The sequence below is a fragment of the Paenibacillus sp. sg306046 genome, from assembly GCF_059821225.1.
The window spans coordinates 1-13,342 of record NZ_JCAMRT010000010.1 but is presented as its reverse complement, the minus strand read 5'-3'; the positions used below and the strand labels follow the sequence as shown (position 1 = coordinate 13,342).

Annotated in this window: 16 protein-coding genes; 8 read left to right on the top strand and 8 right to left on the bottom strand. The window is 53.5% G+C overall.

Annotation, left to right across the window (positions count from 1 at the left end; all coding sequences use genetic code 11):
- Positions 1 to 54: 54 nt before the first annotated feature.
- Positions 55 to 288: a hypothetical protein gene (locus tag AC6ROY_RS12050; protein ID WP_500100695.1), complete on the bottom strand. Its 234-nt coding sequence runs from the start codon at positions 286 to 288 to the stop codon at positions 55 to 57.
- 122 nt (positions 289 to 410) lie between these two features.
- Here AC6ROY_RS12050 and AC6ROY_RS12045 point away from each other — a divergent pair, with 122 nt between their 5' ends.
- Complete coding sequence (locus AC6ROY_RS12045; protein ID WP_500100694.1) at positions 411 to 731, top strand: hypothetical protein; 321 nt, start codon at positions 411 to 413, stop codon at positions 729 to 731.
- A gap of 100 nt (positions 732 to 831) precedes the next feature.
- Here the strand turns inward: AC6ROY_RS12045 and AC6ROY_RS12040 are convergent, their stop codons facing one another.
- A complete protein-coding gene (locus AC6ROY_RS12040; protein WP_500100693.1) occupies positions 832 to 1,155 on the bottom strand; it encodes a hypothetical protein in 324 nt (107 codons plus the stop codon).
- 139 nt (positions 1,156 to 1,294) lie between these two features.
- On the bottom strand, positions 1,295 to 1,864 hold the full coding sequence (locus AC6ROY_RS12035) for a xanthine phosphoribosyltransferase (RefSeq protein ID WP_500100691.1): 570 nt from the start codon (positions 1,862 to 1,864) through the stop codon (positions 1,295 to 1,297).
- Positions 1,865 to 2,200: 336 nt separating this feature from the next.
- Between AC6ROY_RS12035 and AC6ROY_RS12030 the strand changes: the two genes are divergently transcribed.
- A complete protein-coding gene (locus AC6ROY_RS12030; protein ID WP_500100690.1) occupies positions 2,201 to 2,926 on the top strand; it encodes a DUF4309 domain-containing protein in 726 nt (241 codons plus the stop codon).
- A gap of 114 nt (positions 2,927 to 3,040) precedes the next feature.
- Here AC6ROY_RS12030 and AC6ROY_RS12025 read toward each other — a convergent pair whose 3' ends face one another.
- On the bottom strand, positions 3,041 to 3,664 hold the full coding sequence (locus tag AC6ROY_RS12025) for a DedA family protein (RefSeq protein WP_500100689.1): 624 nt from the start codon (positions 3,662 to 3,664) through the stop codon (positions 3,041 to 3,043).
- Between the two features lie 177 nt (positions 3,665 to 3,841).
- Between AC6ROY_RS12025 and AC6ROY_RS12020 the strand changes: the two genes are divergently transcribed.
- Positions 3,842 to 4,894 (top strand): YkvI family membrane protein, encoded by a 1,053-nt coding sequence (locus AC6ROY_RS12020; protein WP_500100687.1) that lies wholly within the window; start codon positions 3,842 to 3,844, stop codon positions 4,892 to 4,894.
- Here the strand turns inward: AC6ROY_RS12020 and AC6ROY_RS12015 are convergent.
- Both AC6ROY_RS12015 and AC6ROY_RS12010 read right to left on the bottom strand, forming a co-directional pair.
- Complete coding sequence (locus tag AC6ROY_RS12015; RefSeq protein ID WP_500100685.1) at positions 4,814 to 5,275, bottom strand: hypothetical protein; 462 nt, start codon at positions 5,273 to 5,275, stop codon at positions 4,814 to 4,816. The two genes, AC6ROY_RS12020 and AC6ROY_RS12015, sit on opposite strands and share 81 nt — an antisense overlap.
- A 31-nt stretch (positions 5,276 to 5,306) precedes the next feature.
- On the bottom strand, positions 5,307 to 6,017 hold the full coding sequence (locus tag AC6ROY_RS12010; RefSeq protein WP_500100684.1) for a hypothetical protein: 711 nt from the start codon (positions 6,015 to 6,017) through the stop codon (positions 5,307 to 5,309).
- Positions 6,018 to 6,121: 104 nt separating this feature from the next.
- Here AC6ROY_RS12010 and AC6ROY_RS12005 point away from each other — a divergent pair, with 104 nt between their 5' ends.
- Together AC6ROY_RS12005 and AC6ROY_RS12000 are read left to right on the top strand one after the other, a co-directional pair.
- Positions 6,122 to 6,883, top strand: coding sequence for an SDR family NAD(P)-dependent oxidoreductase (locus AC6ROY_RS12005; RefSeq protein WP_500100683.1), 762 nt, complete (start codon positions 6,122 to 6,124; stop codon positions 6,881 to 6,883).
- Positions 6,884 to 7,003: 120 nt separating this feature from the next.
- Positions 7,004 to 8,041, top strand: coding sequence for an EamA family transporter (locus tag AC6ROY_RS12000; protein ID WP_500100682.1), 1,038 nt, complete (start codon positions 7,004 to 7,006; stop codon positions 8,039 to 8,041).
- A 311-nt stretch (positions 8,042 to 8,352) separates the two neighbouring features.
- Here AC6ROY_RS12000 and AC6ROY_RS11995 read toward each other — a convergent pair whose 3' ends face one another.
- Positions 8,353 to 9,486 (bottom strand): glycosyltransferase family 4 protein, encoded by a 1,134-nt coding sequence (locus AC6ROY_RS11995; protein WP_500100680.1) that lies wholly within the window; start codon positions 9,484 to 9,486, stop codon positions 8,353 to 8,355.
- A 195-nt stretch (positions 9,487 to 9,681) separates the two neighbouring features.
- Here AC6ROY_RS11995 and AC6ROY_RS11990 point away from each other — a divergent pair, with 195 nt between their 5' ends.
- A complete protein-coding gene (locus AC6ROY_RS11990; protein WP_500100679.1) occupies positions 9,682 to 10,827 on the top strand; it encodes a GGDEF domain-containing protein in 1,146 nt (381 codons plus the stop codon).
- A gap of 221 nt (positions 10,828 to 11,048) precedes the next feature.
- Here AC6ROY_RS11990 and AC6ROY_RS11985 read toward each other — a convergent pair whose 3' ends face one another.
- Complete coding sequence (locus AC6ROY_RS11985; RefSeq protein ID WP_500100677.1) at positions 11,049 to 11,255, bottom strand: helix-turn-helix domain-containing protein; 207 nt, start codon at positions 11,253 to 11,255, stop codon at positions 11,049 to 11,051.
- Between the two features lie 355 nt (positions 11,256 to 11,610).
- Here AC6ROY_RS11985 and AC6ROY_RS11980 point away from each other — a divergent pair, with 355 nt between their 5' ends.
- Both AC6ROY_RS11980 and AC6ROY_RS11975 read left to right on the top strand, forming a co-directional pair.
- Positions 11,611 to 12,120, top strand: a complete 510-nt coding sequence (locus tag AC6ROY_RS11980) for a hypothetical protein (RefSeq protein ID WP_500100676.1) — start codon at positions 11,611 to 11,613, stop codon at positions 12,118 to 12,120.
- A gap of 466 nt (positions 12,121 to 12,586) precedes the next feature.
- On the top strand, positions 12,587 to 13,267 hold the full coding sequence (locus AC6ROY_RS11975) for a transposase (RefSeq protein WP_500100674.1): 681 nt from the start codon (positions 12,587 to 12,589) through the stop codon (positions 13,265 to 13,267).
- The last annotated feature ends 75 nt before the right edge of the window (positions 13,268 to 13,342 follow it).

Sequence of the window (13,342 nt, the reverse complement as noted above, 5' to 3'; positions counted from 1 at the left end):
GATTACGCGGTCTCATGCGTGATGCCTGTTGCTCAGGTCCGGCTGCCTCGTTCGTCAGGGCGCAAGCTCCGGACCGCCGAACAGCTCCGTTCGCGGCTCGCTGAAGGGCTGGTAATGGTACGCCCGGTCCAGCTTGACAATTCGCCGGTTCAATCTGCGGACCATCACCGTCTCCTCGTCCCAGGCCACCACGATGCCTTTGACGTCATTGGCCTTGTCCGCGTCGCGCACAACACGAAGCATCGTCCCGTCGACCCGGTAGCGATCAAGTTCCTCTTCGGTAATCATTCTCTGTCTCCTTTCGGCCCATGGCCGTGCTCAGCACAAGAATAGGTCTCATAAATATACACCAATCAGGGGATACAATAAAAGTGCGCCATATCCCAGACGAGGAGCGGAACCTATTCCCTATGGACAAAAAAACGTACTATATCGCTGTCGGCAGCGGAGAAATTTTGGAGCCGGCAGCCATGACAGGCAATTTTGAATTCGAAATTCAGGCGAACCAGGAAGAAATTGATCAGCTGCAGGAATTGTTCGAGGACAAGGAGGACGACGAACAAACAACGTTCATGGGCGGACTTACTCCCTTACGGATGCTGTCCGACGACGAGCAAAATGATGCCTACGATTGGACGCTAACGGAAATCTACATGCTGCTGCACCGGCTGGGAACAGCGGACACACGCAAGCAAATCGAAGCGATGGGCGTTCTCCCCTCCTCATCCTGAGCGAACGATGGGACGTGCGTCTTGGCGGAGAAGCGAACTGCAAAAAAACCTGAATGCACACGAACGGCATTCAGGTTTTTCTCGTCAGTCAAGCAAGGGGTTAACCCACATGCTCTCTGGAATCATTCGTTTCGAACCAGTAGTCAAGCACCTTGCTGGACATTACACGTTTATGAATATACTCGACCTGCTGCTCGGTAAACTGATCCTCCCAAGCAATGTCCAGTTCCTTGCACAGCTTCACGATCGTCAGCAATTCAGACCAGGCCACATAACGTTTGTACCAAAAAAACTGAGGATGCTCAATCATATAAGGATACAGATCGTCGAAGTCCGTATGTTTACAATCAAGGGCACGTTCGAAATGAACCTTGGCCTCACCTAATTTCGTCACAAAAAAATCTGCCGGAATTTCTTTGCCCATGCTAGTAGCACCTCCCCCAAGTAGTCAGTCGGAACCAACTGCTGCTGTTCAAGCTGAATAAAAAGTCACTGCTACTATTATAAAGGAAAATGCGCCGATATGGAAGGCATTCGCTGCTTTCCGTCATGTGCAAATGTTGCTACTCGAAATGAACCTGTCCGTTCGCCAGCGACGAAATTTTTACAAGTGACTCTACCCGCACGCCAGATTCGCGAATCGTCCGTCCGCCAGGCTGGAACGACTTCTCCACCGCAATCCCGACCCCGACAAGCGCAGCGCCCGAGCGGCGAATAATCCGGATCAGACCGCGTGCGGCCGCTCCATTCGCAATCAGATCATCAATCAGCAGCACCCGGTCCTGTTCGTCCAGAAACTCCTTGGACACCATAATGTCCGTCACAAACCCCTTTGTAAACGAAGGAACCCGCTCACAGTACGTCTCCGTGTCCGTATTCAGCGGCTTCTTGCGTCTGGCAAATACCAGCGGAACGCCAAGCTCCTGTGCAGCCGCAAACGCAATCGGAATACCTGAGGATTCGATTGTCATAATTTTGGTCACCTGCTCCTCACGGAACAGACGGGCAAATTCACGTCCCATCTCGGTCGTCAGCACCGGATCGACAGCATGATTCAAAATTGCGTCCAGCTTGAGCACTTCATCCGACAGGACGATACCTTGCTCCTTTATGCGTTGCTTCAATAGCTCCATAACCCCACGCCTTTCAATAGTAGAACCGTCTTTTCGTAAACTTATCACATCGGCAAACCCCCTTTCAAGTAGCAGCCTGCTAAAAAAATATGGAGTTTTCCAAAATTATTAAGAAAACTGCAACTTTATGATTTAACTTTCGTCTAAAAGGGTAAGAACCGGGGAAAGAAAGTCTGCCAACGCGATTCAGCAACTTTGAAAATGAAAATGGCCTATTTTCATAATTTTTAGCGTTATTTGCAGCTTTTTCGTCTTTGTGAACCATACAGCGAAAGAGTATGATTAGAAAGGTTCCTCACCTAGACGATTACAAGACCCACGGAAAGGAAGTACATGATGAAACGAAAGAGATCCTTCATCGGTTTCTTGTCCGTTGCCATATGCCTGACCGCCTTCACACCCGGCTGTCAATCCAAGCAGCCTGTGCCGCCGCCAGTTGCCGAGCCAGCGGCGCCGCTGCCGCCACAGCAGCAGACTGTTACCCAGGCTCCCGCGCCTGAAACGAGTCAGCCTGTGGCGGACAGCTCGGTACCGGCTCCCGCTACTCCGCTGCCCAACAACGAGAAGGTATCACTGGCGAGCGCCGACAAGGACGCCAAGACAGAACCCGAGCCGTCCTCCGGCGCCAAGGGAAAAACCGCTGCCGGCGCCAAACCCAAGATCGAGATTGAAAACCCGTACACGCAAGCGAAACCAACGCTGCTTGGACTGACCTTGAAAACAAGCGCGGGAGAAATTTTAAACAAGTTCGGCAAGCCCAAGGATGAATTTGTGATGGATGATGACGTCGATCCGATTTCCGTCTATGACTACAGCGATTTTCTCATTGGCTTCAATGACAAAAAAGAAGTCCATTTTATTGATGTCCGCAGTGCGGATATCGACCCGGGACTGAACGGCTTGAAGCTGGGCGATCCGGTAGCCGGAGTCAGCAAGGCGCTGGGCAAGCCGACGACCAACTCCACCTACGTTTTCACCTACAAGGCCAGCGGAGCCATTCTCAAGCTGGATATCGACCCGAAGACGCAGAAGGTCAACTCGATCAAGTTATTTGCCGAATAATCGCAGATCGCTCCTGCTCTGATGCACGGAAGCGGCCTGAAGAAGCCTGAGCAATCACGTACCCGTGGTTGCCCAGGCTTCTTTGCTTTGTACTTCGTTTCCCGCGAAGCCTGCTTACTTCGAGCCCGCTGACGATGTACGCCTCCGCTGACGGCGGCGATAGAAGATCACTCCGACGACAATCAGGATGAGAATGAGTGCAATCGCACAAGCTCCGAGATACGGCTCCGCAGCGTGCAGCAGCACAGGCGCTTTGCGGCCAATCAGGTGACCAAGCGACAGAAAGGTCATGCACCAGACCAGCGCCCCGGAGCTTGCAAACAGCAGGTAACGGAAAAAGTTCACATTACTTACCCCTGACAAGTAACACGTAAGGTGACGCAAACCCGGTACGTAGTAGCCAAAGGCAACCGCCCAGAGGCCGTATTTGGAAAACCACCGCTCCGAAAGCGCAAGCCGTTCAGGCGTCAGCTTGATCCAGCGGCCATATTTCGTTAAAAAAGGCTTGCCCACTGCCCGTCCCAAGCAATAGCTGATGAGCATTCCAGTCATTGATCCGGCGAAGCTTACAGCCAAGGACGGAAAAAAGTGCAGCAACGGATCCCGACCAATGGTCAGCGTGCCTACAGTCGTCATTAAAATTTCATCCGGCACAGGTATGCCGACAATACCTAGTGCCAATAGCCCATACAAGGCGATATATCCATACTGCTCAATTAATCCCAGTAAGTGTTCCAAGATGACACGCCCCAAACTGCCTGAATTTCCCAGGCATCTCTTGCAGGTGACAGACATGCCTAAGCTCATTGTACCAGAAACTGCCGCCGTTTCCCAATAGCAGAAACAAGTCATCAGGCCCGTACAAGTTTCATATGGTTAGATATACAAGCCGTCCAGGAAGGGAGCCCATCCCGTATGAAAACATGGGGAAGCGTCATGCAGGTCAGCTTCACCTACATTGGTACTGTAGTCGGAGCCGGCTTCGCCACCGGGCAGGAAATTTTACAATTTTTTACCCGGTACGGCTCAATGGCAACGATTACAATCGGTATCGCCACACTGCTGTTTACATGGCTTGGCATCAAGCTGATGGTCGTGGCCGGTGAGCTGGACTCCCGGTCTTATGAGGATGTCAACAACCTGCTATTCGGACCGCGTGCGGGAGCCTGCATCAGTCTGATCACCTTGATCTCCCTGCTCGGGGTCAGCATGGTCATGCTGGCCGGCGGCGGAGCCGTGTTCGCCGAGCCGTTGCATATTCCTTATCAGCTCGGACTGCTGCTGACGCTCGCAGCCGCCTATGTGCTGCTTGTGCGCGGCATGGAAGCGATTATGACGGTGAATACGATTGTCGTACCGATGATGATGCTGTTCAGTGTTCTAAATGTGTGGCAGGCGGCCGACTCTCCCGGCGCAAGCAACTGGCTGCTGCTGACCTCGGATTTCTCGCCTGTACGCGTATGGCTCGCTCCGTTTCTGTATGCAGCGTTTAATCTGGCAATGGCGCAGGCGGTGCTTGTCCCGCTCGGCGCCCAGATCAAGGACAGGCGCATTCTTGTACGGGGAGGACTGATCGGAGGCGTCATCATCGGCGCCATGCTGCTCGCCGCCCACATTGCCCTATCCTCGCAAATGCCCGGCGTACAGCAGTTCGATATCCCGATGGGTCAACTGATCGGGAGCGTCGGCGGCTGGGTGCAGTGGCTGTTTCTGCTGGTCATCTACGGTGAAATTTTCACCACCTTGCTTGCCAATGTATACGGGCTGTGCCTGCAGCTGGAGCAGCGGCTGGGCATCCGGTATGCCATCATCCTGCGTCTTGTGCTGCTGTCCAGCTATGCCGGCAGTCAGCTCGGCTTTAAGCCGCTGGTCAGCTCGCTGTATCCGTTATTCGGCATGCTGAGCATGGCTTGGCTCGTGCTTCTGGTATTCCGCCGCAGCGGACCGCCCGCTCCGGGCGACCGCTAGCACCAGCGCCAGCCGAATCAGCATCATCAATGTCGCCGTCAGCGTAAAAATAAACCCGCACAATAAATACGACGCATGGTAAGGCGGAAAAGCCTCGGCATCACGCAGCACCGCAATCAGATCGGTTAGCAGAAACAAGTTCCCGACCAGAAACAGCAGCAGCAGCGCGTAATCAAAAAATGTCCATTGCAGCAGCTGCGGAGCCGCGCTTCTGAGCTTGTCGATCGCACGCAGCTTCTCCACGATGCTTGCTCCCGGCTCAGCCGCCTGAGTCTGCTGCTGGCCGACCGGGCGCATGGCTACCGTCAAGACGAGATAAATCGCGGAGCCGGTTACCAGCAACCCGACAACCGCCCCAATGATGGCGAGTACCGTCATCATATTCAACCACTCCTTTCCTTCAAATCTATCCCTACGAAAGTCTGGACAGCTCATACACGGCCCAGACAAATAAAGCGAAGCACACAGCCGGAAAAACCGTCAGACAAACGAGCAGCGTACCGAATCCGCCAGGCGCAGGCGCCTTGCGCCAAAGCAGCGTCCTGTTCCACCGGGCCAGCAGGCTCTCGGCTCCAGCCGCAGCAGGCGCATTAGCAGGCGCTTGCGAGGGCTTTTTGCCGGCGGCGGAGGCATGCTGCTTGCTTGTGGCGGGCAGCCACTCTCCGCCAGTTACAGAAGCTTGCGGCTGTTTGGCAGCAGGCGGCTGCTTTTTGTTTGTCGCGGAAGCCTGCTTTTTGCCAGCAGCCGACGACTTCTTCTTGCTGGAAGCAGGCTCTTGCCGCTCGCTGGTCGCAGACGCCGGTTTTCCGTTAGCTGCGGCGGCTTGCTTCTTGTTAGCGGCGGTCGGCCGCTTTCCGCTGGCAGCAGGCGCTTGTTTTCCGCTAGTCGCAGCTGCTTGCTTTGCGCTAGCCGCAGTCTCCTGCTTTTCGCTAACAACGGGCGCTTCAGCCTCGCTCGCCGCTGACGCACGTTTGGCGCTAGCTGCCGTCTCCTTTTTTTCGCTAGCGGCTGCCTCCTGCTTCCCATTGGCCGACGTTCCTTGGACCGGAGCCTGGTTAATTTTCTCCCGTTTCCAGCCGACCTTGTACGTTAATTCACGGCTTTGTCGTTGTTCCGGTTTCAACTTTAAGCACCTCCGGCACATTTTTATGGTATGCTATATAGTTATAGTAGTGATAGTCTACACAAAAAGCAACGGCTACTCCAGCCTGAAAGGGAGGAAGTTAGATGACACAAGTAGCGGCGGTCACGGGAGGCGCTCAAGGAATCGGCCGGGCCATTTCGCTTGCCTATGCCCGTGCAGGCTATAACATTTGCGTAGCGGATCTCGACCGGGAGGCCGGCAGCGAGCTGATGCAGGAAGTGGGCAAGCTGGGTGGCAAGGGCAGCTTTTTACCCGTTGACGTGGCCGACGAGCAGCAAGTGGAGCGCTGGTTCAAGCTCATCGGCTCGGAATACGGAAGATTAGACGTACTCATCAACAATGCCGGGATTTCGCGAAACGCCCCGATGCTTGAGCTGCCGCTGGCTTCCTTCGACGAAGTGCTCGGCACCAATTTGCGCGGGGCCTTCGTCTGCTCGCAGCAAGCCGCACGTCTGATGAAAGCTCGCAGCTCGGGTGCAATCGTCCATATTGCCTCCACCCGCGCCCTGATGTCCGAGGCGAATACCGAAAGCTACGCCGCTTCCAAAGGCGGGCTGCTCGCGCTGACTCATGCCATGGCGGTCAGTCTGGGCCCGCTGGGCATCCGCGTAAATGCCGTCAGCCCCGGCTGGATCGAAACGGGCGATTGGCAAAAAATGTCCGCACGCACCACCCCCGCCCATTCCGAGCGGGACCGGCTGCAGCACCCGGTCGGACGCGTCGGCACGCCGTCAGATATTGCGGCCGCTTGCCTGTACTTGACCGGAGCGGAGAGCGGCTTCATCACCGGGCAAAACCTGGTCATCGACGGCGGCATGACCGTCAACATGATTTACGAGCCTTGATTTTACACCCACTGCCGCTTGCCGTTATTTTTCGTTATTTGCTGTTACTCGCTTTTATTTGCTGTTACTTTCCTTTACTCACATTTACTTATATCTACCTGCTAAGGAGCTTGACACCTCATGTGGTTTTTACTCGCGTGTGCCTCGGCCATCAGCTTTGGATTACGGGGCATTTTGTACCAATGGTCTTCGAAACAACCGCTGAACCGCAATTTGATGCTGCTGGGCGTCTATATATCAGGCACCGTCATTACAGTAAGCGGCTCACTGCTGATGCATGAGCCCTGGTCCGGCGGTGTATGGCTGGGCGCGCTAATGGGCTTATTTTCCTTTATTTCCAATGCCTCGATGTACAAAGGCTACGCGGTCGGCAAGGCGTCGCTGGTCGCCATGTTTACCGGGCTTCCGCCCGTTGTTGTCGTGCTGCTCGCTTTTGCCGTATGGGGCGAGCGGCTAAGCGTCGGCCAGCTGTTTGCTTTTATCGTCATCATGACCGGGCTGATGCTGGTCCGGTACTCCGGAGATTTATCGCTGCGCAACTTGCAGGGCGCCCAGTGGGGTGTGCTGACGATGCTGTTTTTTGGCCTGACAGACTTTTTCACCAAGCAGGCCACGCTGCTGCATGCCGCCACCTTTCCTACGCTGGCCTTGATGTACGGCACCGGCGGCTTGCTGTTCGGCGCAACCTGGCTGCTCGATTTGCGCCGGGCGGCGGCAGCCCGCAGCAGCCTCCGGCTCGCCCCGCAGGAGACAGCCGCTGCGGCCGAACCTGCGGTCATCACTCAGGGAGTGGATTCACGGCCAGCCGCAGCTTACGAAGTGAACGAAGCGGCAGTTGCAGTTGCTCATGCGAATGCCCGCTCTGCGCCGAGCCAGTCGGCAACCGCCACTCAGGCGAACAACAAGCCATGGTGGTCTAGCCGCAAAACGCTGCTGTGGGGAATGGCTGTCGGCATCACCAATGCATGCGGCATGATGTTTGCGATGCCTGCATTCAAGCTCGGCGTGACCGGCCTTGTATCGGTTGTGACCGCCGCCAACGTCGTCATCGTCATGCTGTATGCGCGGTTTGTACTGCGCGAGAGCTTCAAGCGGCTGGAGGCCGTCGGCCTGATGATTGGCTTCGCCGGCATCGTGCTGCTCAAGCTGCTGTCGTAGCGTCTCGGGCAGCCTCCAGATCATAGGCCCAATCGTACTTCTCGTTTGCAAAAGCAACCTTCAAGTTTCCCGGCTGCGCAACATACAGCGTCCGTAACCTGCGCAGCCGGGAGGACTGCCTTCCCCTTTCCTCTTTCCCAGAGGCCCCCCTCGCCCATCCAATCATTCCCCCACGCATTCATTCACCTCATCCAAAGGAACAAAAAACCTGACCAGCGGCCAGGTTTTCCGGAAGGTTCGCTCCGTGATTCATTCCCACTTTCGTTAGCTCTTGCCCGCTTCCCGGTCAACAGCCGCGGCTTGAGCGGCACTCAGCTTTCCTTGCTGCGGTACGAGCGATACACCGTACGCAGCTGCTGCACGACGCGGGTCATCGAATACGACTTCAAGGCTTTGTCAAGCGCCACCCGCGACAGCTGGTAGCGGTACATCGGATCGCCAATCACCTTCTCCAGCGTTACGGACAATGCGGAGACATCGTCGACCGGCACAAGCAGGCCGTTGACGCCGTGCTCAATCTGCTCTGCGATGCCGCCTACCTGGGTGCCGACAACAGCCAGCCCGCACAAGGCAGCCTCGGCATACACCGAGCCGAATGACTCCGCACGCGACGGAAGCACAAATACATCGAAAAACGGCATAAAATCTTCCGGGTGCAAAATATAGCCGTAAAAAATCGTTTCCTCATAAATATCGAGCTCCACGGCCAGCTCCTCCAGCTCCGTACGGATCGGGCCGTCTCCGATCAGATGAAGCACGAATTTATGCCCCCGGCGCTTCAGGTCGGCGCAAGCGCGCAGCAGCGTATCCAGTCCCTTGGCCGGAACCAGCCGGCAAACGGAGATTAGCTGCGGCACCTTGTTCTCATGATGCACCGGCCGAAACCGCTTCTCGTCGAAGCCGTTCGGAATGACTCCGATCCGCTCCGGCTCCTGCACGTAGTCGGACAAATACTGCTTGAATGAATTGGACACCGTAATCAGCTGGTCGGCCTTCTCCTCCAGCTCCCGGTACACCGAGGTCAGAAATTGATGCTCAGGACCGTTGACCGCAATTTTCCCATTCAAAATCAGCTCCCGCTCATAGCTCGAATGGACGGTCATAATAAGCGGCGTATCGGGAAATACCTGCTTCATCACCATAGCGGCAATCGGATGATGCGCATGAATCAAATCAAAGGAACGCTGAATGCGCAGCTTCGTCCACCACGTATAATCCTTCACCGTCTGTATATATTTGTCGACCACCGGATGACCGGCATACACCGTCCAATCGAAGGTTTCGAACTGTACCTCTTCACTGCCTTTATTGCGAATACGCTTGGGCAGCGAAAACAGCTCCATCTCCCACCCGCGTTTATTGAACCGGTCCAGCATGAAGGGGACCATCGACGATACCCCGCCCGGCTGTTCCGGCGGAAAAAATAATGCCTGAAGCACTCGCATGATCAAACAAACCTCCGGTCTTTCCAAAGTTGTATGGCGCCTTGAGCCATGATGTACCAAGCTTGCTTGCACATGGTGCCTCTCTATCTTCCATCCTATCAGGTATGAAAAGGCAGAACAAGACTTCCTACTCGAATATAGGTTTGGTATAATGAGAACCAACTTTAGGCGCAGGACGGAGGCCGCATCCCGGTTATGGATCGCTTGACATTTTCACAAGGCTTATTCGGGCCGCCAGGCATGTTATGGATTCATTCCATGCTGTCGGTCATCATTATCATGACCATGCTGTTATCCATTCGTCTGCTGCTGTCACGGCGCAAGGTTGGCTACTTCTCGATGCTGATCGCGCTTACCATTACACTCGTGCAATATGGGCAGCTGATCAGCCGGGCCTGGAGCGCCGAAGCGGGGGACATGGAGCAATTTATGGAGCTGACCTTGAAGGTGCTGGCGTTTATGATGATCAACATCGGCATTTTCCAGCTATATAACCCTACCCGCAAGCGACATGGCGTCGTGATTATCCTCTTTTTCCTGATGACAGGCGCCGCCTGCTCCACCTACTGGCTTGCTCCTTACTGGCTGTCAAGCACCGCCGAGCAAGCGAAGCTGCTGCAGCCGCTTGGTCTGGAGCTGTATCTGTTTCTGCTTGTTTTTCTCAGCTTCCTGCTCGTAAACCCGCGCATCGGGCAAAACGGCAAATATCAAGCGATGCTGACATTTTATTTTATTGCGCATACGCTGCATATGGCCAATATGTACATATTCGCTGACGAGCAGCCGCTGCTCAAGCTGCTGGAGCAAACGATTCCATTTGTGTTCCACATCATTTTGTTTCTGTTCATCTTCGAGCGCATCATCGAAATTATGCAGGCGATCTACACGTCATCCATCACCGATGGCCTGACCAAGCTGTACAACCGCAAATATTTTCATAATCGTCTCAACCAGGCCATTCAGCAGCAGCTGCCGGTGTCCGTGATCTTCAGCGACATCGACAACTTTAAAAAATTGAACGACACGAAAGGGCATCAGATCGGCGACCAGGTGCTCAAGCAGGTGGCTCAGATCGTAAAGGATGAAACAGCGGAAAGCGGCATCTGCGGACGATACGGCGGGGAAGAAATGGTCGTGATGGTAACGGATGCGGATGCGGCTGTCGAGGAACTGGCCGAGCGCGTCCGCGCCCGCGTCGAATCGGAAACGATTGTCACCGTAAGTGTGGGATACAGCAAGCTGAAGAAGGGTGGCCATGCTGACGAACTGGTCAAGCAAGCAGATGAAGCCATGTACAAGGCCAAAACGACAGGCAAAAATAAAGTCGTCGGCTGGAACTGACATGGAAGACTTTTGCTTCCCTGCTGAAATGCACATCCCCCGCATCTCCGCCGCACAGGCGTACACGATGCGAGGGATTGCTGTTTTGCTGCCTGCTCTGTGCGCCGCCTGCTCTGTACTGCGGGCCGGGCATTCCGGCCTGTCCTTGCTTCGCTCAGTGACTGAGCATCCGCAGCCATTCCAGAAGGGTCTGTTTGCATCAGACCGCGTCCCCTCCAGCATTACTGCAGCTCAAACAGTTCATCAAACGGACGCTCCAACGCCTCCGTCAGCTTTTTGGCCGTGCCGGGTCCGATCGTTTTCATGGACCGCTCCAGCAAACTGACATAAGCGTAGCTCAGCCCCGTTCGCTCAGCCAGCTCGCGCTGGGTCAACCCTTTCACAATCCGCGCCTTCGTAACTGCATTTGACTTGGCAATAATCCGCATTTCTATCTCCCCCAAGCTCAACCCTTTCCATACGAACTATTATATGTCCCTTAATTTACTAATGCAACCATTTTATTTTACTTTTGTTAACAAAATTCCGGACCGGTTAATAATCTTTTCTGGCGAATGCATAAGCAAAAACACTTCTCAAGGATTGGATTGCCGCCAAAGAATACGGCTTCCGCCTAACCGTTCCTCTCAGCAAAAACGATAAATCGACAATGAATTCCCCTTTTATTCCAAGAAATCGACAGCATTCTAGAGCTTAATACATATTTACTTTATAGGTAAATTCGATATGATTTGGAATATAGCGCCATGTCGCTATAACTATCAATTTTACTGGAGTGATATAATGAGATTAAGAAAGTCTGTCATTCTGCTTCTGGCTATTTTTCTGATGTTTACATTCAGTCAGTCCGCATTAGCCGGCGCCGATCCGATTCAATGGACGGTGAACACAGACACCGGGTCCGGGAACTGCACAGCCTCTTTCCGTGAGCACGACGAAACATCAACAGGCGCATACGTTCTTCAATATGCGACGAACACTTATGTGGACTGCCACATTCAGGTGATAGGCCAATCTTATGTTTCCGGCGGCATCAGCCAGGTTACATTCGACTGGTCCTACGCAATCACATCAACCAACCACTCCGCTTACATCCATGTTTATGCTGACGGTCTGGGCAGCGGCGATTTCGAGCTTTACCGTGAAGAGGTTCGCGACGACTACGGCTCAGCTTCAATCGATATTCCATCCTGGTATACAGGTAATGTATATTTCGTCGTGGATGCCGTCGCCAAAACCGGCTACTCCAGCGGCTTGTCCTTTGCCGAAATCAAGAACATCGCTTTTAATTAAAGAGAAGCCTCAGCAATACATGGATTGCTGAGCGCCTCAAAAAGCACAGGCAAACCTTGCCTGTGCTTGCCTTTTTGTTTTCTCGTACTGCTTAACCTTACTATATCACGGGAGAAAGCATTGTTAGAGAAAGCCTAGCAGGCGCTCGTTCCTTCGGTAGCTTGTTTTAATTTCTATGTGACGAAGTCGGTAGATTCGTTAAGCACGGAGTAGCCTCTTTTAACTGACACTGCAGTGTATTTAATCATCCAGCGCCGTAAGCCGAAATTTTACGGACTCATTCTCGCCGACCAAATGCCCCGCACATCCTTGTTCCCTCAATATCGATGCCGCCGACGACGTAAGCCACCTTCATGAATCCTGTTTCATCTCAGGCCTGTTGATTAACCACTAAATGGTAGAAAAAGAGTCGTCAACTCGGTAAAATGTTTGTACCCCTACAAACCAACCGAAAGGTGACGACTCCATGAAAAAGTCTATCACGATTCCATCGATCCTTCAATCCATACTAACACCTGAAGAAGTTGCACTCGTCGTTCAAGCCGTCGGTTATGTGGACACAGCTCGAAAGTTTACCGTTTATCATTTGTTACAGTATTGGTGTGCTGCGGCAAGTGAAGAATGGTCAGGTTACCGTTTCGGCGCGGACCGTGCCTCCCGTATTGGTTTACCCAAGGTGCACTATTCTTGCTTTTCAGGCAAAGCAGCAGATGTACCTTTTGAAGTATTTAAGGCACTTTTTCATCTGCTTGTCCGTAAATGCAACCGTGAAACGAGGCGGAAGCTGGCCTTTCCTAAAGAATTACTACTCATTGATTCCACGACGATGACGGTGGGAAAAACACGGTTGCCTTGGGCTCCATACCACGGCGAACGTTCTGCTGTGAAGCTACATGTAGCCTTGCAGGATCGAAACATGCAGCCACTTCAAGTGACGGAAACGATTGGCTCTAAGCATGACGGACCGATAAGTGAATCGTTAGAAAACACTGATTTTATTATGGTCATGGATCGCGCTTATGGTAAATTGGAGCGTTTGGATCGTTATAAAAAAGAGGGACAATCCTTTGTCATTCGACTTCGTGACAATGTTCATCTTGAAAAACCACGAGCCTTGCGCCGGCAAGTATTCAACGATTCTTCGTGAGGGTCAAATAGCCCCCACCTAGCAGACAGATGGGAGCGAGTGTATGATGAAGAAAGATTAGCTGAGACGGCAGTT

Excerpts from the sequence above, each read along its gene's own strand:
- AC6ROY_RS12020 (WP_500100687.1), top strand. The coding sequence starts at position 3,842 with ATGAAAACATGGGGAAGCGTCATGCAGGTCAGCTTCACCTACATTGGT.
- AC6ROY_RS12040 (WP_500100693.1), bottom strand. The coding sequence starts at position 1,155 with ATGGGCAAAGAAATTCCGGCAGATTTTTTTGTGACGAAATTAGGTGAG.
- AC6ROY_RS11990 (WP_500100679.1), top strand. The coding sequence starts at position 9,682 with ATGGATCGCTTGACATTTTCACAAGGCTTATTCGGGCCGCCAGGCATG.
- AC6ROY_RS11980 (WP_500100676.1), top strand. The coding sequence starts at position 11,611 with ATGAGATTAAGAAAGTCTGTCATTCTGCTTCTGGCTATTTTTCTGATG.
- AC6ROY_RS12030 (WP_500100690.1), top strand. The coding sequence starts at position 2,201 with ATGAAACGAAAGAGATCCTTCATCGGTTTCTTGTCCGTTGCCATATGC.
- AC6ROY_RS11985 (WP_500100677.1), bottom strand. The coding sequence starts at position 11,255 with ATGCGGATTATTGCCAAGTCAAATGCAGTTACGAAGGCGCGGATTGTG.
- AC6ROY_RS12050 (WP_500100695.1), bottom strand. The coding sequence starts at position 288 with ATGATTACCGAAGAGGAACTTGATCGCTACCGGGTCGACGGGACGATG.
- AC6ROY_RS12045 (WP_500100694.1), top strand. The coding sequence starts at position 411 with ATGGACAAAAAAACGTACTATATCGCTGTCGGCAGCGGAGAAATTTTG.
- AC6ROY_RS11975 (WP_500100674.1), top strand. The coding sequence starts at position 12,587 with ATGAAAAAGTCTATCACGATTCCATCGATCCTTCAATCCATACTAACA.
- AC6ROY_RS12035 (WP_500100691.1), bottom strand. The coding sequence starts at position 1,864 with ATGGAGCTATTGAAGCAACGCATAAAGGAGCAAGGTATCGTCCTGTCG.
- AC6ROY_RS12015 (WP_500100685.1), bottom strand. The coding sequence starts at position 5,275 with ATGATGACGGTACTCGCCATCATTGGGGCGGTTGTCGGGTTGCTGGTA.
- AC6ROY_RS11995 (WP_500100680.1), bottom strand. The coding sequence starts at position 9,486 with ATGCGAGTGCTTCAGGCATTATTTTTTCCGCCGGAACAGCCGGGCGGG.
- AC6ROY_RS12005 (WP_500100683.1), top strand. The coding sequence starts at position 6,122 with ATGACACAAGTAGCGGCGGTCACGGGAGGCGCTCAAGGAATCGGCCGG.
- AC6ROY_RS12000 (WP_500100682.1), top strand. The coding sequence starts at position 7,004 with ATGTGGTTTTTACTCGCGTGTGCCTCGGCCATCAGCTTTGGATTACGG.